The 19,804-nt window shown below is 60.7% G+C and carries 13 protein-coding genes; 8 read left to right on the top strand and 5 right to left on the bottom strand.

What is annotated here, in order from left to right; all coding sequences use genetic code 11:
• Positions 1–26: 26 nt before the first annotated feature.
• Entirely contained in the window at positions 27–494 is a 468-nt protein-coding gene (locus tag AAFN47_RS21520; protein ID WP_499811320.1) for an Lrp/AsnC family transcriptional regulator, read from the bottom strand.
• A gap of 138 nt (positions 495–632) precedes the next feature.
• Between AAFN47_RS21520 and AAFN47_RS21525 the strand changes: the two genes are divergently transcribed.
• Together AAFN47_RS21525 and AAFN47_RS21530 are read left to right on the top strand one after the other, a co-directional pair.
• The gene (locus AAFN47_RS21525) at positions 633–4,109 is read left to right on the top strand and encodes an indolepyruvate ferredoxin oxidoreductase family protein (RefSeq protein WP_499811321.1); all 3,477 of its coding nucleotides are present in this window, start codon (positions 633–635) and stop codon (positions 4,107–4,109) included.
• Positions 4,102–5,286: an amino acid aminotransferase gene (locus tag AAFN47_RS21530; RefSeq protein ID WP_499811322.1), complete on the top strand. Its 1,185-nt coding sequence runs from the start codon at positions 4,102–4,104 to the stop codon at positions 5,284–5,286. The genes AAFN47_RS21525 and AAFN47_RS21530 overlap by 8 nt, the downstream gene beginning before the upstream one ends.
• 34 nt (positions 5,287–5,320) lie before the next feature.
• On the opposite strand, the gene AAFN47_RS21535 is transcribed toward AAFN47_RS21530, so the two are convergent.
• Positions 5,321–6,136 (bottom strand): class I SAM-dependent methyltransferase, encoded by an 816-nt coding sequence (locus AAFN47_RS21535; RefSeq protein WP_499811323.1) that lies wholly within the window; start codon positions 6,134–6,136, stop codon positions 5,321–5,323.
• Between the two features lie 122 nt (positions 6,137–6,258).
• On the opposite strand from AAFN47_RS21535, the gene AAFN47_RS21540 reads away from it, so the two are divergent.
• Positions 6,259–6,948, top strand: a complete 690-nt coding sequence (locus AAFN47_RS21540) for a winged helix-turn-helix transcriptional regulator (protein WP_499811324.1) — start codon at positions 6,259–6,261, stop codon at positions 6,946–6,948.
• A gap of 14 nt (positions 6,949–6,962) precedes the next feature.
• Here AAFN47_RS21540 and AAFN47_RS21545 read toward each other — a convergent pair whose 3' ends face one another.
• From AAFN47_RS21545 to AAFN47_RS21555, 3 genes are all read right to left on the bottom strand, one after another.
• Positions 6,963–7,793, bottom strand: coding sequence for an SH3 domain-containing protein (locus tag AAFN47_RS21545; RefSeq protein WP_499811325.1), 831 nt, complete (start codon positions 7,791–7,793; stop codon positions 6,963–6,965).
• 193 nt (positions 7,794–7,986) lie between these two features.
• Positions 7,987–11,793, bottom strand: coding sequence for an autotransporter domain-containing protein (locus tag AAFN47_RS21550; protein ID WP_499811326.1), 3,807 nt, complete (start codon positions 11,791–11,793; stop codon positions 7,987–7,989).
• Positions 11,794–12,301: 508 nt separating this feature from the next.
• On the bottom strand, positions 12,302–13,786 hold the full coding sequence (locus tag AAFN47_RS21555; RefSeq protein ID WP_499811327.1) for an NAD-dependent succinate-semialdehyde dehydrogenase: 1,485 nt from the start codon (positions 13,784–13,786) through the stop codon (positions 12,302–12,304).
• Between the two features lie 451 nt (positions 13,787–14,237).
• On the opposite strand from AAFN47_RS21555, the gene urtA reads away from it, so the two are divergent.
• From urtA to urtE, 5 genes are all read left to right on the top strand, one after another.
• A complete protein-coding gene (gene urtA, locus AAFN47_RS21560; RefSeq protein ID WP_499811345.1) occupies positions 14,238–15,473 on the top strand; it encodes an urea ABC transporter substrate-binding protein in 1,236 nt (411 codons plus the stop codon).
• A 77-nt stretch (positions 15,474–15,550) separates the two neighbouring features.
• Entirely contained in the window at positions 15,551–17,161 is a 1,611-nt protein-coding gene (gene urtB / locus AAFN47_RS21565; protein ID WP_499811328.1) for an urea ABC transporter permease subunit UrtB, read from the top strand.
• Positions 17,158–18,309 (top strand): urea ABC transporter permease subunit UrtC, encoded by a 1,152-nt coding sequence (gene urtC / locus AAFN47_RS21570; RefSeq protein WP_499811329.1) that lies wholly within the window; start codon positions 17,158–17,160, stop codon positions 18,307–18,309. Before urtB ends, urtC begins: the two co-directional genes overlap by 4 nt.
• Positions 18,306–19,055: an urea ABC transporter ATP-binding protein UrtD gene (gene urtD / locus AAFN47_RS21575; RefSeq protein ID WP_499811330.1), complete on the top strand. Its 750-nt coding sequence runs from the start codon at positions 18,306–18,308 to the stop codon at positions 19,053–19,055. Before urtC ends, urtD begins: the two co-directional genes overlap by 4 nt.
• A gap of 23 nt (positions 19,056–19,078) precedes the next feature.
• Positions 19,079–19,780, top strand: coding sequence for an urea ABC transporter ATP-binding subunit UrtE (gene urtE / locus AAFN47_RS21580; protein ID WP_499811331.1), 702 nt, complete (start codon positions 19,079–19,081; stop codon positions 19,778–19,780).
• The last annotated feature ends 24 nt before the right edge of the window (positions 19,781–19,804 follow it).

Genomic DNA, 19,804 nt, shown 5'->3' on the forward strand with positions numbered 1-19,804 from the left:
CAACCATACAGCGACGCGCAAACGAACTAAACCGGAATGTAGGAGGCCTTTTTGATTTCCTTCAGCACCACATTGGTCTTGACGTGGGCGATCCCCGGAATGCGAAACAGGAACGTTTCGAGAAAGCTGTTATAGGCGTCGAGGTTCCGGCAGATCACCTTCAGGTGGTAGTCGGCGTCGCCGGTGGTCGAGAGACACTCAAGAACCTCCTCGCGCGCCATGACCCTGGCGATGAAATCCTCCACATGGTTGCTGTCCTGTCGGGCGAGGCTGATATGCACGACGGCCTGGAACCCCCAGCCGGCTTTTGCGCTGTCGACAACAGCTGCGTAGCGCTCGATGAGCCCCGCCTTTTCCAGCGCATTGACGCGCCGCCAGCAGACCGATGCCGACAGGCCGACTTTCTCGGCGAGCACCTGGTTCGACATGCGGCCATCCTGTTGAAGCAGCCTCAGGATCTGGCTATCGCGGCTGTCAAGATTCTCCGGCGTCATACATATCTTTCATTTTTCCGATGAATTTCGGTTAAATTATCCAACAATTACTCAGTATCCAACAAGATTGAAAGGAAATTCCAGCTTTTTCGGTTAGAATTGTTCCAGCATGCATTTCGGACGTCAGGGAGAAGGCGCATGACTGCAGCATCAGAGCAATTCGACCGCGACTACGTCCTTGACGACCGCTACGACCGGAACGATGGACGCGTCTATCTGACCGGCACACAGGCGCTCGCCCGCATTCTGCTCGACCAGGCCGCGCGCGACCGCGCGGCCGGCCTGAACACGGCGGGCTTTGTATCAGGTTACCGCGGATCGCCGCTCGGCGGCGTCGATCTCGAACTCTGGCGCATCAAAAACCGGCTGAAGGACAACCACATCGAGTTTCTTCCGGCCGTGAACGAGGATCTCGCGGCGACCGCAATGCTCGGCTCGCAGCAGGTCGAGACCAATCCCGACAGACAGGTCGACGGCGTATTCGGCCTCTGGTACGGCAAGGGACCGGGCGTCGACCGGGCGGGCGACGCGCTCAAGCATGGCAACGCCTACGGCTCCTCTCCCCACGGCGGCGTTCTCGTCGTCGCCGGAGACGATCACGGCTGCGTCTCGTCCTCCATGCCGCATCAGTCGGACGTCGCCTTCATGGCCTGGTTCATGCCGACGCTGAACCCGGCGAGCATCGGCGAATATTTGCAGTTCGGCGAATATGGCTACGCGCTCAGTCGCTATTGCGGCATGTGGGTCGGCTTCAAGGCGATCTCCGAGACGGTGGAGGCGGCCGCCTCCGTCGCGTTGCGCGCCTCACGGCAATTCCTCGCGCCCGATCACGCCATACCGGAATCCGGCCTGCACTACCGCTGGCCGGATCTGCCCGGCCCGCAGATCGAGGAGCGCATGGAGGCGAAGAAGGAGGCGGTCTTCGCCTTTGCCGAGGCCAATCCCATCGACCGCCGGATTTATGGCGTAAAGAGCGCCAGCTTTGGCATTGTCACCACCGGCAAGGGCCATCTCGACCTGATGGAGGCGATGCGGCTTCTGGGTCTCGACGAAGCCGCCTGCCGCGCCATCGGAATCGACATCTACAAGGTCGGCATGGTCTGGCCGCTTGCGCGCCGCGACGCGCTGGATTTCGTGCGCGGCAAGCGCGAGGTGCTGGTGATCGAGGAAAAGCGCGGCATCATCGAAAGCCAGTTCAAGGAATATTTCTACGACTTCCCGGGCGACAAGCCGGACCACATGGTCGGCAAGCGCGACGAGGACGGAAACCGTCTCGTGCCGTGGACCGGAGAGCTCTCGCCGATGCAGCTCGCGCCGATCGTCGCCGGCCGCCTCGACCGGTTGTTCGGCACGGACGAATACGGCAGGCGGGCGGCGCAACTGACAGGGGCTGCAAATCAGCCCATCGAAATCAGGGCCGGCGCGCGCACGCCCTATTTCTGCTCCGGCTGCCCGCACAACACTTCGACGAAGGTTCCGGAAGGATCGAAGGCGCTCGCCGGCATCGGCTGCCATTTCATGGCGAGCTGGATGGATCGCGAGACATCCTCCCTCATCCAGATGGGCGGCGAAGGCGTCAACTGGGCCGCCTCTTCGAAATTCACCGGCAACGGCCACATCTTCCAGAATCTCGGCGAAGGCACCTGGTATCATTCCGGCTCCATGGCGATCCGGCAGGCAATCGCCGCCGGCGCCAACATCACCTACAAGATCCTGTTCAACGACGCCGTCGCCATGACCGGCGGCCAGCCTGTCGACGGACCGGTCAGCGTCGAGACCATCGCCCATGAGGTGCGCAGCGAGGGCGTTGAGCGCATCGCGCTGGTCTCCGACGAACCGGAGAATTTCTCCCTGTCCAAGCTGCCTGCCGGCGTGACTCTGCACCATCGAAAGGACCTCGACCCGGTGCAGCGGGATTTGCGGGACGTGAAAGGCGTCTCCGTGCTGATCTACGCCCAGACCTGCGCTACGGAAAAACGCCGCCGCCGCAAACGCAAAACGATGGAGGATCCGGAGCGCTTCGTCGTCATCAACGACCTCGTCTGCGAGGGATGCGGCGACTGTTCCGTTCAGTCCAACTGCCTCAGCGTCGAACCGAAGGAGACGCCTTTCGGCCGCAAGCGCCAGATCAATCTGTCGACCTGCAACAAGGATTTCAGTTGCCTCGACGGCTTCTGTCCGAGCTTCGTCACCGTTGAGGGCGCCAAACGCCGCAAGACCCGGCCCGATGTGGTCGACAGTTCCGGCCTGGTTGCGATGCTGGACCAACCGCTGCTCCCCACTCTTGATGAACCTTACGACCTGCTGGTTACCGGCGTCGGCGGCACCGGCGTCGTCACCGTCGGCGCGCTGATCACCATGGCCGCGCATCTCGAAAACAAGGGGTCTTCGGTGCTCGACTTCACCGGTTTCGCACAGAAATTCGGACCGGTCCTGAGTTACATCCGCATCGGCGAGACGCCGGACGCGATCAACCAGGTGCGCATCGACTGCAACGCGGCCGACGCGCTGATTGGCTGCGACATCGTCGTCGCCTCATCGCCAAAGGCTTCGGCGACCTACCGTCCCGGCATGGCGGCCGTTCTCAATCTCGCTGAAATGCCGACGGGCGAAATCGTCCGCTTCCGCGACGCGGACCTCGCGATCGACCGCCGCATCGAGTCGATCAGGCGCGCTATCGGTCGCGATGACATTCCGTCAGTCGACGCCAACGCGTTGTCCGCGCGCCTGCTGGGCGACACCGTTTTCGCCAACGTGATGATGCTCGGCATGGCCTGGCAGGCGGGGCTCGTTCCGGTCTCGCTGGAGGCGCTCATGCGCGCGATCGAACTCAACAGCGTCGCCGTCGAAACCAACAGGAAAGCCTTCGACTGGGGTCGCATAGCCCAGGCGCGGCCCGATCTCGTTCCGGGCGACGCGGACGAACAGACGGTCATCGAAACGCTGGAGCGGACGATCGCCCGACGCGAGGCGTTTCTCGAAGATTATGCGAACCGTAGATACGCCGAACGCTATCGCGCCCTCGTCGATCGCGTCCAGGCGCGCGAGAAAGAGCAGGGAACCGGGGGCGTCACGGAGGCCGTCGCCCGATCCCTCTTCAAGCTGATGGCCTACAAGGACGAATACGAGGTCGCCCGTCTGCATGCGCGTCCGGCGTTTCTGGAGGAACTGAAGGAAAAATTTGAAGGCGATTTCCGCATTCGCTACCATCTTGCCCCGCCGCTTGTCCCCTCGGAGAAGGACTGGCGCGGGCGGCCGCCCAAGCGCGCCTTCGGCCCGTGGATGCTCTCGGCCTTCCGGGTCCTCAAACATATGAAAGGCTTGCGCGGCACGCCGCTCGATCCGTTCGGGTACACGCAGGAGCGTCGCATGGAGCGGGACCTCATTGTCTGGTACGGTAAGATCGTCGAAACCTGCCTGAAAGATCTCGACCGCGACAATCAGCGCCAGTGGCGGGCGGCGCTTGCGCTGCCGATGGACATAAGAGGCTATGGACCGGTCAAGCAAGAAGCGGTAGCAAGGGTTCGAACCGACATGGCCCGCAGGCTTTCGGAACTGGACACACCACCGAAGCCGGCGCGAAGCGCACCGACCAGGGAAATGCACAATGTTTGAAAACGTACAGGCCGCCCCCGCCGACAAGATCCTGGGGCTGATGATGCAATTCCGCGAGGATCCGCGGGACAACAAGCTCGACCTCGGCGTCGGCGTCTACAAGGACAGCCACGGCGACACGCCGGTCCTCTCCGCCATCAAGTCGGCCGAATTGCGCCTGTTCGATTCCCAGAAAACCAAAGCCTATGTCGGCGTCCAGGGCGACAGGGAATTCTGCGTCGAGATGGGTTCGCTGGTGCTTGGCGACAGCGTGTCCATGGACAGGGCGCGGATCTGCCAGGCGCCGGGCGGCACCGGCGCACTGTCGATCCTTTCCATGCTGATCGGACGCACGGCGCCGGATGCGACCGTCTGGGTCTCCGATCCGACATGGCCGAACCACATGCCGCTGCTCAAGAACGCGCATCTGAAGACGCAGCAATACCCCTATTACGACACGAAGAACGGCAAGCTGCTGTTTGCCGGGATGATGGAAGCGCTGTCGGTGGCGAAGCCCGGCGACGTACTGCTGGTCCACGGCTGCTGCCACAACCCGACCGGCGCCGATCTCGACCTCGAACAATGGACGGCGATCGCCGATCTGTGTCTGGAAAAAAGTCTGCTGCCCTTTGTCGATTTCGCCTATCTCGGCTTCGGCGACGGGCTCGAGGAAGACGCAGCCGGCCTGCGCCTTCTCGCTTCGAAAGTTCCGGAAATGCTGATCGCAGCCAGCTGCTCGAAGAATTTCGGCGTTTATCGCGAACGCGTAGGCGCGGCGATGATCATCGCGGCGGCGCCGGCGCAGGCCGAAGCGACCTTCACGCAGCTGATGTCGGTGACCCGCGCCGTCTATTCGATGCCGCCGGATCATGGCGCGGCGATCGTGCGCATGGTGCTGACGGATCCGCATCTGAAAGGCGAATGGATCACCGAACTCACAACAATGCGGAACCGCATGCTGAAGCTGCGATCCGGTTTCGCCGAAGCGCTGCGTCGCGAATCCAATTCCTCGCGCTTTGATTTCATCGCCGACCAGCGCGGCATGTTCTCCCGCCTCGGCATCGCGCCGGAAGAGATCGATCGCATCCGCGCCGATCACGGCATCTATATTGTGGGCGACAGCCGCATCAACATCGCCGGCCTTCCGGACAACCGGCTTGACGAGGTGGCGCGCGCCATCGTGTCGTCGATCGAGTAACGCTTTCCGGCGGCTGACCCGCCGCCGGTTCGCCTCAACGCCGTTCGCCGATCGTCACCAGATACTCGCGCTTTATGTGCAGCAGACCGTCCGCTGTCTCATAGCGCGCGTGATAGGCGTCGAGGTCCCGGATGAAGGCGGCGCGGACGTCGCCCTCCAGCCTGTCCATGACATCGCGCACCGGACCGAACCCGCGCATGTACCAGTTGCGGATATGCTCCGGGGTATCGTGATAGGCGTTGCTCACGCCGCGCTCGAACGTCAGATTGAATGAACCGCCGAGTAGCCTTTCGACGCAATCCGGGTCGCCCCAGTCGAGCGGGGAACGCTCCGGCGCCGGCGCCTGGCCGTGCTTCGCGATCAATCCGAAGAATTCGGCGACGCTTCCGCCGGGAACCCAGGTCGCGAGCGCCAGCCGGCCGCCCGGCCGGCAAACCCGCGCGAGTTCCGAAGCAGCCTTTTCGTGATTGGCCGCGAACATCACTCCGAAGGTCGAGATCACCCTGTCAAATTGCGCGTCGGCAAACGGCAGATCTTCCGCGTCGGCCTGCATGAACCGGACCTGCGGACAGCCGGGTCCTGAGAGATTGACGGCCGCCTCGAGAAGCGTTTCGGAGATGTCGACGGCGATAACCTCCGCGCCGCTGCGCGCCACGTTGCGCGCCGTCCAGCCGGTGCCGGTCGCCACATCCAGCGCCGCGTCGCCGGCGGATGCAGCAAGCCGCTGGGCCGCATGGGCAAGCGCGTCGGATATGACGAAACTGATATCGTCATAGTCCCTGCCGCCTTTGCCCCAGAGCCGGGCTGCCTCCTGGTGATGGGGAAGAACAGTCGTATCCGTGTCGAGCATTTTCGCCTCCTTGCGTTTGTCATGTGGAGGAGACCACGCGCCGGCGGATGAAAACAGTACACGAAGTGTAGTATTCGCCAGCTACAACGAATGGTATTCTCTGCTCCAGGGAGGAAGACGCCATGAAGACCTACGGTCAGTTCTGCCCCATCGCCAAGGCTTCCGAAGTTTTCTGCGAGCGATGGACGTCGCTCATCCTGCGCGACCTCTCTGTCGGCGCCACCCGGTTTTCACAATTGCAGCGGGGCATTCCGCTCGCTTCGCCCACCATGCTTTCCCGGCGTCTGAAACAGCTGGAGGCGGAAGGCGTCGTCGAGCGACGCAGGGCCGAGGGCCGGCAAAGCTGGACCTATCACCTGACGCCCGCCGGCGAGGAATTTGTGCCGATCGTCATTGCGCTTGGCGTTTGGGGCCAGCGCTGGACGCGCCGCCAGCTTCAGGAACACGAAATCGACCTGGATCTGCTTCTCTGGGCCATGGAAAACAGCGTCAATCCGGCCGCCTTCAAAAAGGAACGCGCCGTCGTCGAGATCCAGTTCACCGATCAGCCCGCCCACAAGCGCCGCTGGTGGTTCCTTAACGAGAAGGAGCGCTGCGAATTGTGCATCAAGGAGCCGGGCTTCGACGTCGATCTCTATGTGAGATCGGATCTGCCAACGCTGATCTATGTCTGGCGGGGAGACATGTCCCTGACGCAAGCTCTGAAGGCGGACCGGCTTGAAGCGCATGGCGACCGAATGGCTAGAAAGACGCTGCGCGCATGGCTGGGCGTCAGTTCACTCGCCCACGTGCAGCCGGCCGGGCATGAGTAACGCCCGGGCTCGCGTCAGCTGGTCTTGCGGATGAAGGACTTGTAAATATAGCCCTTGCTGCCGTCATAGACGACTTCACACCAGTGGCGGCATGACTCGTCCGTCTTGATCGCCGCGTTGGCCGGCACCACCTGCATGACGCGGGAGCTGTTGGTCGGGGCGGAGCGCAGATTGACGGCCTTCGTCGTGCGGCCTGCCACCAATCCGTCGTCATCGGCTTGCGGCGCTTTCTCGGCGACCTTTTCCGACTTTTTGGCCGGCTCCGGCGTCGTCGCCGCATGCTCGGACGTAAGCGACGGCAGGATCACCTCCGTGACGCCGTCTTCCTCGAGCGGCTCTTCCATCGCGACGAGCTTTTCTTCCGTGTCGGCGATCGCAATGTCTTCGGCGTTGCGGTCGATCGATCCTGTCCGCGCCGTGTCGATTTCCGATTCCACCCAGGCGTTGGCGAGACGCACCGCGGCGACGTCCTGGCGCAGCAACGGGTTGATCCGCTTCGCCGTTTGCTTGGGCTCCGGCGCTTCTCCGGTTGAAACCGGGGCCCTGACCCGAACCACGCGGGCGCGTTTGGATGGTATGGAGGCAGTTTCGGTCGCCGGCGCTTCGAAGGAACGCGCGTCCTCCGGCGTAACAACGGCGACCGTCTGCGCCATCCTGATTTCGGGTTTTTCTTCTTCCGGCGCTGCGCCGACAGTCGTGAAATCCGGCGCCAGAGCCGTGCCAATACCTATTCCGGCAAGAGCGAAAACCGCGAGCGGCAAAAGGTGCCGCGCCTTGCGCGTTTCCGGGTCTGCGCCGATTCTCCGGACGTCCCTATCGGACATGTGTCCGTTTTGCCTGTCCATGAATCCCGTCTCCGCATTACTTTTCACCCTGCACTAAAACGGCAGTTTCGGGCGAAAATCGGGTCGCGAATTCACATTGCGTTTACTATGTTAACATGTGGTGATATTCGCCACGACGCACTGGCGCGCGCGGACACAAAAAGACCGGCGTCGCGAAGACGCCGGTCCTGTGATTTTCGGTGTTGGGTGAGGTCTACCAGTTGACCCGGAAGCCGCCCTTCGCGTTCAGCGTCGTGTAGGTGCTGTTGAACTCGGTTCCGCCCGAGACGAAGCCCGACATCGACCTGTTGGCGTTGGTTACGTTGAGAACAGCCGAGACTTCTCCGAAGACGCCGTCAATGCCGTCCTGGAAGGTTGCCGAACTGCCCGATCCGAGGTCCGTCACAGTCACGCTGTTGGCGTCCTCGAACTCGTTCCACACCTTGCCGAGAAGCGAGACTTCCGCCTGTGCGCCGCTCGCCATGTTGAAGTCCGTGCCGATCCTGGCGCCGGCGCCGGCCCGCAGGCTGTTGCCGTCGCTGAAGCTGACGGATGCGCCGCCCGACTGGAAGTTGTCGAGGCTGCTGTTGACATAGGCGAAGGAGGCGATCGGTTCGATATAGCCGCGATTGCCCTGGAAGCGGTAGCCTGTGTTGGCGAGCACACCGACGCTGGTCGCGTCAGGGCTTCCGGAGACCAGATTGACCCCGTTCACATTGGCTGTGTAGTCGCCGCTGAGGAAGTCGGCCTTGACGGTCGCATCGACGTAGAAGCTGCCCTTCGTGTAATCGAGATAGGCGCCGACGGTGGCTCCGTCGAAGTCAGCCGTCGCGGCCCAGGACGTGAAGTTGGACTGCGAGCTGATGTAGCCGCCGAACAGGCCTGCGCGGAACGGACCATCGTCTCCGAAGCGCATGTCGACACCGCCGATGATGCTGTAGATGTCCTGGTCGTAGCTGGTGTCGACCACGGAGGTCACGCCGCCAATCGTTCGGGCAAGTTCGGTGTCCCGATCGGTCCACGAACCCTGAACCTTGAGCCAGACGCCCTTGTTGTATGCGGCTGTCTCGAGCGGCGCGACCGGAGTAGGCGCGGCGGTGGTGATGAAGTCGGCGTTGTAGGTGGTGCCGAAGGCTTCAGGCCAGCGATTGCCGCGGATGTGATCGGCGACCACGTCGTTCGTCTGGTACCAGGCGTTCTGAACCTGAGTGACGAGCGAGGGAAGCTGGTCGACGGTCGGCGCCCAGGTGCTGCGCAGCTCGAAGTCTTCGTAGTCTTCATCCTGCGCCATGTACCATGCGAACATGCCGTCGGCGATCATGCCGGTGTTGCCCCAGTTGAAGTAGCCGTCCGACGCCGAAGAGATGTAGAAGGCGTCGCCCTGGACGCACGGCCCGTAGCAATTGTTGTCGATGTAGGCGTTCTCGTCATACTGCACGACGTCGATGCCATACTGGTTGATGCCGCCCGGAGTGTTGCTCAGCACGTTGACGATCACGCCGTTCGAACCCTCGATATTGTAGGCGTAGTCGGAGGAGTAGTTCGACAGGACGAGACGGTCGGACATGCGATTGTAGAAATCGACATCGACCGCAACGTCGCCGTAGCCGCTCCAACCCGAGCTGTAGCTGCTTTCGTTCAGGAAGTTGACATAGGTGCGGTCATAGGCGTCGCCGTCGATCATGCTCAACGCGCCGTCATTGTCGAACCAGTTGAGAGCGAACGATGCGGAATGGCTGTTTCCGTCAGCGAAGGCCGTCTGGATGACACCGCCCTCGTCGTTGTAGAGGCTGCCGTTCTGTCCGAGGTAGTTCTCACCCAGCGTATACCAGGCGCCGGAGTTGCTTACCGTATTGCTGTAGTCCGTGTCCTCGAGCAGTATGCGTCCGACAGCGATGCCGGAGTTGTCAAAGTCGAAGATGTAATAATCTTCGGCAACGACCAACACATCATTGGCCGCATCGGCGTAGTTTTCCAGATTGCTCAGGCTGCCGGCGGCGCCAGCAGAAAGGGCATAATCGGAAATGCTGGCGACTTCATACCAGATATCGGCCGTGCCGTCGTAATCGTCGACATCGGCGAAGAAATCGACAGGCTCGCCGTTGAGGATGCTGGCGTTGATCGTGTCGCCGTCCACCGTGAAACCGGGCAGATTGATGCTGCCGGCAATGCCGGTGTTCATGATCTCGACTTCGTCGAAACCAGCCACATCATACACAGGCATGTCTTCGCTGCCGTAACCGACGGCAAGTCCGCCCGTATGAATGTACCCGGTATAGAAGGAGGACATCTCGACTGCGCTTCCCATCGGGGCGATGTAGAAGGCGTTGTCGCCGGAGTAGTACCCGCCGGCGCCGTAGTAGCCGACATAGGCCGTGCCGTACACGCTCTCCACGTCGACGGCGTCTCCCGTCGCCGAATAGATCAGGCCGTCCATATTGTTGATGACGACGTCGGCGTCGATATAGGACAGGTTCACGCCGTCCTGATTGTTGTCTCCGAGAGCCAGAATAGTGCCGCCGCCGATGTAGTTGTTGTCGGCGTCGTAGCCATAGGAGCCGTTGTCGATTTCAACGCTTCCGTTGGTCGAAAAGATGTCGATTCCGTAGCCGTTCAAACCAGCGACCAGACCGCCCCGGTTGTCGAAATCGACAGAAGTATATCCAGGCGCATTGAGGCCAACATTGCCGATCTGAACGCCGGTGCCATTGTAGCCGGCGATGAGACCAAGCCTGTTGTCGACGATCACGTAGCCGTCATTGTCGTAGCTGGGCTCGCCGATGTCGTACATCCGGATGCCGTAGCTTTCGCCGACGATGCCGGAGAGACCGGCGTCATAGAGGTTCGTCGCGAGATCTTCGACGTCGCCGGAAAAGCTGCCGATCGCCGTCTCGACGCCGGCGACGCTCAGACCCTTGTTCCAGGTCTCCTTGTTATCGATAACGACGTCGCCGTCGATCTCGTCGAGATCGACGCCCTGGCCGAACGTGCCGAGAATGAGTCCGCCGCGGGTCACGACCGCGTCGTTTTCCATCACGCCCTTGTTGTCGATATAGAGCTCGTTTTCCGGCATTTCGTCGGAATTCCATACGTCCGAGACGTCGACGCCGTCCCAGTAACCGGCGATGACGCCGGCCGTATTGATAATGCCGACGCTCGCCTCGTCCTGGGCCAGTGAGCTGCCGTAGATATCATTGATCTCGACGCCTTCGCCGCCAAGACCGACTGTCAGTCCACCCGTGTTGTTGATCAGCACCTGGTTGGAAGAGTTGACGACCATGCCGTGGTCGGCGCCGATCATCGAGGTCATGGAACTGTTGGTGATGTCGACGGTTCCCGAAGCCGAGGCGTAAAGGCCGTTTCCGCCGAAATAGTCACCGTCCCCGTCGCCCGAAACCGTTCCTGCGTTCACGACCGTGATATCGCCGTCGTCGGTGTAAAGGTTCATTCCGTTATTGTCATAGGCCGCTACGGAAGCGCCTTCCGCAATGTCCACGTTGATGTCGCCGGAAGACGTGTAGAGATTGACGCCCTGTCCGCCGCCATTGTTTGTGAATGTTCCATAATCGTGATCGAGAGTGATGTTGCCGCCTTCGTTCAACTGTACGGCCAACGCCGGATCGCCCTCGTTGGAATAGATGGCGGGATTGATCGGACCCGGATATTGCGTCGTGTAGACGACGACATTGGGACCGAAGCCAGCGTCATTCGAAATCCAGACCCCGTCGGCGGTCGTGTTCTGCGTCGTGCCGTTGAGGTTCATCTGCAGGTCGTCCTGCACGTCCGGGTAGCTGATTCCGTTCTGGCCTTCCGTTGGACCGCAGGAGATCAGATCGGGCGAACCGTCGTTCGCGAGAACGCCGCACTCATCGTCCGCCTGGGCTGATGAGGGGACCAAAACCGCCAGGCCGGAAAAGGCGACTCCCGAAAACAGCGCCAGCGCCGTGCCCGACAGCAGCCGTTTCCTTAGACGTGTTGATTCAGCAGTTTTTCCGGATTTGACAGTTGTCTGGCGTAGCATCACCGATATTCCCCGTTTCGACGGATCGAATATTCAATCGACAGCGTTTGGTGATGGTTTCGCGAAGAAGAAAAACTCCGCCTCAGGAACTACCTGCTACCCGTTACTCAAACTGCTCTCGATCAACTTCGAGATCCGTCACTCCATTGACTCAGCTCGTCCCCACACAAAATATCGAGACGACACATACTATGATCGCTTCGACCAGTATCAGAACACGATTGATATCGTAAAGTAATATCGCGAAAACGAACTATTCTTTTGATGTCAATGTTGCAGAAACACAACGAAATATGCGTTTTTGCAGGAAATTTTGGCTGTTTCTTACCAAATGAATAATGACGCCTTGTATTTATGGCACAATTTAACTGTTGTGAAGAAATATAGTTAATTTTTCATGCAAATGCTTGCAAACCAAGCTGTTTCAACGCTAAGGCGGAGACATAAGTCACCGCCTCGGATATAGCTGTCAATAATGGCCGTCGAAGAGTACATCGGCTCGGCGGACCTATTCCACACCGCCGAAACAGAGATACTTGATCTCCAGGAAGTCCTCGATCCCGTATTTCGAGCCTTCGCGGCCGAGGCCTGACTGCTTGACGCCGCCGAACGGGGCGACTTCGGTGGAGATCAGGCCTGTGTTGATGCCGACCATGCCGTATTCGAGCGCTTCGGCCACCTTCCAGACCCGGTTCATGTTGGTTGCATAGAAGTAGGACGCGAGGCCAAACTCCGTGTCGTTCGCCATGGCGATCACATCGTCCACCGTATCGAAGCGGAAGAGCGGCGCCACGGGACCGAACGTCTCCTCGCGCGCGACTTTCATGTCGGTCGTCACGCCGGTCAGAACCGTCGGCTGGTAGAACGTTCCGCCATGGCTGTCTTCTGCGCCGCCGATCAGCACCTTGGCGCCCTTCGACGTTGCGTCGGCCACGTGCTCCTTGACCTTGTCGAGGCCACCCTCGTCTATCAGAGGGCCGGTCGTCACGCCTTCCTCGAAGCCGTCGCCCACCTTCAGCTCGCCAACCTTCTTCGCCAGCTTCTCGGCGAATTCGTCATAGACGCCCGCCTGCACATAGAGCCGGTTGGCGCAGACGCAGGTCTGGCCGGCGTTGCGGTATTTGGAAATGATCGCGCCATCAACGGCGGCGTCGACGTCGGCGTCGTCGAAAACGATGAACGGCGCGTTGCCGCCAAGCTCCAGCCCAACTTTCTGGATCTGCTCAGCGCTCTGCCTCATGAGAATGCGCCCGACCTCGGTCGAACCGGTGAAGGTGATCTTGCGCACCTTGTCGTTCGTGCACAATTCCTTGCCAATCGCCGAGCTGGACTTGCCGACGATGAGGTTGAACGCGCCGGCCGGAAACCCGGCGCGCTCCGCCAGCACTGCAAGCGCAATTGCCGAAAGCGGCGTCTGCTTGGCCGGCTTCGAAACAACGGTGCAGCCGGTCGCCAGCGCCGGACCAATCTTGCGGGTGATCATGGCGTTGGGAAAGTTCCACGGCGTGATCGTGCCGACGACGCCGATCGGCTGCTTGATGACGACGATGCGCTTGTCGGCCTGATGTCCCGGAATGGTGTCGCCGTAGACGCGCTTGGCCTCTTCGGAGAACCACTCGATGAAGGACGCGCCATAAAGGATCTCGCCGCGCGCTTCCGGCCAGGGCTTGCCCATTTCCATGGTCAGGATCGTGGCGAGGTCGTCGGCGTTCTCCACCATCAGTTCGAAATAGCGTCGCAGGAGCGCGCCGCGTTCCTTGCCGGTTTTTGCGGCCCATGCCTTCTGGGCGTCATAGGCGCAATCGATGGCTCGCTTCGTCTCGGCCGCGCTCATGTCGGGCAACGTCGCGATCACGTCGCCGTTCGATGGATTGGTCACCTCGAAGGAGCCGCCCTCATCCGACTGCTCGATCCATTCCCCGTTAATATAGCCCGCCGCTTTCACCAGATCGGGATCTGACAGTTTCGAACTCAGTGTGGAAGCAATGCTCATGATATATCTCCCGATCGGGTGGTGTTTCGACAGTGTTTAAGGATTGTCTCGCAACCCCGCGCCGGAGAACGGCGCAGGGCGGAGGTTTGGTGCAAATACCTCTACCGGCCAGGAGGCCGGCGCCCTTTAACTAGCTCATAGTAGCGGCCCCGTCATCCGGAATTCGCTGAGATTTGATGCGCAATGCGTCGAACTGCCTAAAAATTCGGCATCCCGATACACGGGACACCTCCGTACCGGATGCAATTGAAGGCATCGTCGTCAAGCTCGCCCCAGGTATGGATAAATAAATGTTTTGATTCAGAAAGTTACAGCGACGGATCGCGCTGAATCACAAACTGGCACGATTCATGCGAATCGTTGACCGGTGCAAATACTTCTCAGGGAGAAATGAATGAGTATTTTGACTGGAAAGGCCAAAACCCTTGGTCTTGCTGCAATCGCCGCCGCGATGATGACGACTGTCGCCACGGCCCAGGAGGACACGATCAAGGTCGGCATCCTTCATTCGCTGTCTGGCACGATGGCTATTTCGGAAACAACCCTCAAAGACGTGATGCTCATGCTCATCGAAGAGCAGAACGAAAAGGGTGGTCTTCTCGGCAAGAAGCTTGAAGCCGTCGTTGTCGATCCGGCGTCCGACTGGCCGCTTTTCGCCGAAAAGGCGCGCGAACTGATCGATGTCGATCAGGTGGCCGCTGTCTTCGGCTGCTGGACTTCGGTTTCCCGCAAATCCGTCCTGCCTGTGTTCGAGGAGCTGAACAGCATTCTCTTCTACCCTGTGCAGTACGAAGGTGAAGAAAGCCAGCGCAACGTCTTCTACACAGGCGCTGCTCCAAACCAGCAGGCGATCCCCGCCGTTGATTATCTCTTCGACGTCGAAGGCGTTGAGCGCTGGGTGCTTGCCGGAACGGACTACGTCTATCCGCGCACGACCAACAAGATCCTCGAAGCCTACCTGAAGGACAAGGGCGTCGCTGAAGAAGACATCATGATCAACTACACGCCGTTTGGTCACTCCGACTGGCAGACGATCGTGTCCGACATCAAGGCGTTCGGTTCCGAAGGCAAGAAGACCGCCGTGGTCTCCACCATCAACGGCGACGCCAACGTTCCCTTCTACAAGGAACTCGGCAACCAGGGCATCGAAGCAACCGACATTCCCGTCGTCGCCTTCTCCGTGGGCGAAGAAGAACTGGCCGGTCTCGACACGGCTCCGCTCGTAGGCCACCTGGCCGCCTGGAACTACTTCCAGTCCGTCGACACACCGGAAAACGCCGAGTTCATCGAAACCTGGAAGGCCTTCACCGGTCCCGACCGCGTGACCAACGACCCGATGGAAGCACACTATATCGGCTTCAACATGTGGGTTAAGGCCGTCGAAATGGCTGGCACGACCGACACCGACGCTGTCATCGACGCCCTGGTCGGCGTATCCGTCCCGAACCTCACGGGCGGCTATTCCGCAATGATGCCGAACCATCACATCACCAAGCCGGTGCTGATTGGTGAAATCCAGGAAGACGGTCAGTTCGACGTCGTCGATTCCACCGACGGTCTGGTGCCGGGCGACGCCTGGTCCGACTTCCTGCCGGATTCGGCCAAGCTGATCTCCGATTGGCGCAAGCCGCTCGAGTGCGGCAACTTCAACGTTGAATCCGCCACCTGCGGCGGCAAGGGCAGCTAAGCCCCGAAACTATCGGCGGGCGCCACGGCGCCCGTCGCTCCGCATTCCCCTCTTTTTGGTAGCCCGGCCTGAAGCCCATGCTCAAACCGTTCCGATTTCTCGTCTTTCTGCTCCTTCTGCCGCTCCTGGCTTTGCCCGCCGCAGCGCAGAGCGATCCGGGAGATCTGATCAACGAGTTGTCGCAAGGCAAGCTGAGGCAGCGCATCGCACAGGTCGAAGCGATCGCCGCCACCGGCAATTCCGACGTCGTGCCCGCTTTGCAGGCGCTGAAAGAGGGCGATCTCTATTTCAAGAAATCCGACAAGACCGTCTACATCACGAAGAAATCCGGTCGCGACCTGGCGTTGCTTGACCCTATTACCGGCGAAGAGATCGAGGTCGTTGCCTCCGGCGCCGTCGAAAAGATCAAGGTCAACAACAGCCTCAGGCGGCTGATCGACAAGGCCGTGGGCGGCCTGACCTTGATGAGCAAAGACCCGTCGGTCAGGATTTCAGCCGCCGAAACCATCTTCGAATCCGGCGATCCGGAAAGTCTCGAACTTCTCGACGAGGCGATCGCCGCAGAACAGGATCCGACGGTCCGCAAAAAGATGGATCTGGCGCGCGCCGCCGTCATCCTCAACACCGATGCGTCCGACGAGACCAAGATCGAGGCCGTCGATCTGGTCGCTGAAACCAGCGGACGCAATGTGCTTAATGTGCTGAAGGGCGTCACCTTCAACGCCAGCCCCGCCGTCGCCGAGGCCGCCAACAAAGCCGTCGAGCAGATAGAGCGGACGCTCGTTCTCTGGGACTACGGCCAGACGATCTGGTACGGCGTTTCGCTCGGCTCCGTGCTGCTTCTGGCGGCCATCGGCCTCGCCGTCACCTTCGGCGTGATGGGCGTCATCAACATGGCGCACGGCGAAATGGTGATGCTCGGCGCGTACACGACCTTCGTCGTGCAGGAAATCATCCGCAACAGTTTCCCCGAACTGTTCAACTATTCCCTGCTGATCGCCCTGCCGCTGGCCTTCGCTGTCTCCGGCGGCTGCGGATTGATCCTCGAGCGCGGCGTCATCCGCTTCCTCTACGGGCGTCCGCTGGAAACCCTGCTCGCCACCTGGGGCGTATCGCTGATCCTGCAGCAGGGCGTGAGAACCATCTTCGGCCCGACCAACAAGGAAGTCGGCAACCCGGACTGGATGTCCGGCGCCTATGAAATCGGCGGCCTGGTGATTACCGCAAACCGGCTCTGGATCGTGGTGTTTTCGCTGTTCGTCTTCGCCGCCCTCTTCGTGGTGCTGAAGAAGACGCCTTTCGGCCTGCAGATGCGGGCGGTGACGCAGAACCGCAAGATGGCCTCGTCCATGGGCATACGAACGCCCTGGGTCGACGCCTTCACCTTTGCGCTCGGCTCGGGCATCGCCGGCATCGCCGGCGTGGCGCTCTCGCAGATTTCAAACGTCTCGCCCAATCTCGGCCAGAGCTACATCATCGACAGCTTCATGGTCGTGGTGTTCGGCGGCGTCGGCAATCTCTGGGGCACGCTGATCGGGGCGATGACGCTCGGCGTCGCCAACAAGTTCCTTGAGCCCTTCGCAGGCGCGGTTCTCGCCAAGATCCTGATCCTGGTTTTCATCATCCTGTTCATACAGAAACGTCCCCGCGGACTGTTTGCGCTCAAGGGACGCGCAGTGGAAGCATGATTACCCCGTTCATCATCAAGGCGCTCGACAAGAAGGCAAGCTGGGTCGTCGCGATCCTCGTCGCCATCGCGATCCTCGTGCCCATCGCAAACCTCGCGCTGCCGCGCGACAGCTTCTTCCACATCCCCAATTACGCAATCAGCCTGATGGGCAAGTACACGTGCTATGCGCTGCTCGCGCTCGCGCTCGATCTTGTGTGGGGCTATTGCGGCATCCTGTCCCTCGGCCACGGCGCCTTCTTCGCGCTCGGCGGCTACGCCATGGGCATGTATCTGATGCGCCAGATCGGAACCCGCGGCGTTTATGGCGACCCGGTGCTTCCCGACTTCATGGTGTTCCTGAACTGGAAGGAACTGCCCTGGTTCTGGCACGGCTTCGACATGTTCTGGTTCGCGGCGATCATGATCCTGTTCGTGCCCGGCCTGCTCGCCTTCGTCTTTGGCTGGTTCGCGTTCCGAAGCCGCGTGACGGGCGTTTATCTGTCGATCATCACCCAGGCCATGACCTACGCCCTGCTGCTCGCCTTCTTCCGCAACGAGATGGGCTTCGGCGGCAATAACGGCCTGACGGATTTCAAGGACATCCTCGGCTTCAACATCCAGGCCGACGGCACGCGCGCGGCGCTCTTCGCCGCCTCCTGCATCGCGCTCGCGATTTCCTTCCTGATCTGTTCGGGCATCGTGCGCTCGAAATTCGGAAAGGTTCTGGTGGCGGTCCGCGACGCGGAAAGCCGCTCCCGCTTCTTCGGATACCGCGTCGAAAACGTGAAACTCTTCGTCTTCGTCGTCTCGGCCATGATGGCCGGCGTCGCCGGCGCGCTTTATGTGCCGCAGGTCGGCATCATCAATCCGGGCGAATTCGCGCCCGCCAATTCCATCGAGGTGGTGGTGTGGACCGCCGTCGGCGGTCGCGGAACGCTGATTGGGCCGATCATCGGCGCCGTCCTCGTCAATGTCGGAAAGACATTCTTCACAGCGGCCTTCCCGGAATTCTGGCTGTTTGCGCTCGGCGCCCTGTTTGTCGGCGTGACCCTGTTCCTGCCAAAAGGCATTGTCGGCAGCATCAGCGGACTGTACGGCCGCGCAACGAAACCCAGGGATGAACACCCGAACTTGCATTCGGCGGCAAAAGAGGCGGCGGCGGAATGAAGGAAGCCAAAGGCAGCCTGCTCTATCTCGACGGCGTCAGCGTCGCCTTCGACGGGTTCAAGGCCATCAACAATCTGTCGATGATCCTGAAGCCTGGCGAGATGCGCGCCATCATCGGTCCGAACGGCGCCGGTAAGACGACAATGATGGACATCATCACCGGCAAGACGCGACCGGATTCCGGATACGTCATCTTCGACGGTGAAATCGATCTCACCCAGCATGACGAGACCGACATCGCCGCCATGGGCGTCGGCCGTAAGTTCCAGAAGCCGACGGTCTTCGAAAGCCATACGGTCTGGGACAACCTGGAACTGGCGCTGAACCGCAAGCGCGGCGTCTTTTCAACGCTCTTCTACCAGACGACCGGCAAGGATCGCGAGCAGATCGACGAGATTCTCGAAACCATCCGACTGACTGCTCGCCACGACGAACTGGCCGCCAATCTCTCGCATGGTCAGAAACAGTGGCTGGAGATCGGCATGCTGCTGGCGCAGGAGCCGAAGCTGATGCTGGTCGACGAGCCCGTCGCCGGCATGACGGATTCCGAGACGGACGAAACCGCCAAGCTCCTGCGCGAGATCGCGAAGACGCGCTCCGTCGTCGTGGTCGAGCACGACATGGGCTTCGTGCGCAATCTCGGCGTCAAGGTCACGGTTCTCGCGGAAGGCTCGGTTCTGGCCGAAGGATCGCTCGACCATGTCAGCGCCAATGAAAAAGTCATCGAAAATTATCTCGGGCGCTAAAACGAGATGAAACGGGAAACGCCATGACAACGCTTGAGGTTGACGACATCCACCTCCACTACGGAGCTGCGGAAGCGCTGCGCGGCGTATCTGTCAAGGCGGAGCCCTCGAAGATCACCTGCGTTCTGGGCCGCAACGGCGTCGGCAAGACGTCCCTCCTGCGCGCCGTCACCGGTCAGCATCCTGTCTCGTCCGGCGCCGTCACCTTCGAAGATGCGTCGATCAACGGCAATGCGCCCTATGTGCGCGCCTCCAAGGGCATCGCCATTGTCCCGCAGGGACGAGAAATCTTTCCGTTGTTGACGGTGCGCGAGAATCTCGAAACGGGTTTCGCCTGCCTGAAGCGCAAGGACCGGACGATACCGTCTGAAGTCTTCGAGCTGTTTCCGGTTCTCAACGACATGTTGTCGCGGCGCGGCGGCGACCTGTCCGGCGGCCAGCAACAGCAACTGGCCATTGGACGCGCGCTGGTCACCCGGCCGAAACTCCTGCTTCTCGACGAACCGACGGAGGGAATCCAGCCGTCGATCATCAAGGACATCGGACGGGCGCTGACCTTTCTGCGCGATACGTCGGGTCTGACGATCCTTCTTGTCGAGCAATATCTGGACTTTTGCCGCGAACTGGCCGATTCAGTTTATATCATGGATCGTGGTGAGATCGTGCATCAGGGGCCGGCCGAAGACCTCGACCAGCCGGAGGTACGCCGCCACCTGATGGTATAGGCATGCTGCAAACTCTGGACAAAA

Origin of the sequence: Hoeflea sp. CAU 1731, from assembly GCF_039888615.1 — a bacterium.
Classification (GTDB): domain Bacteria; phylum Pseudomonadota; class Alphaproteobacteria; order Rhizobiales; family Rhizobiaceae; genus Flavimaribacter.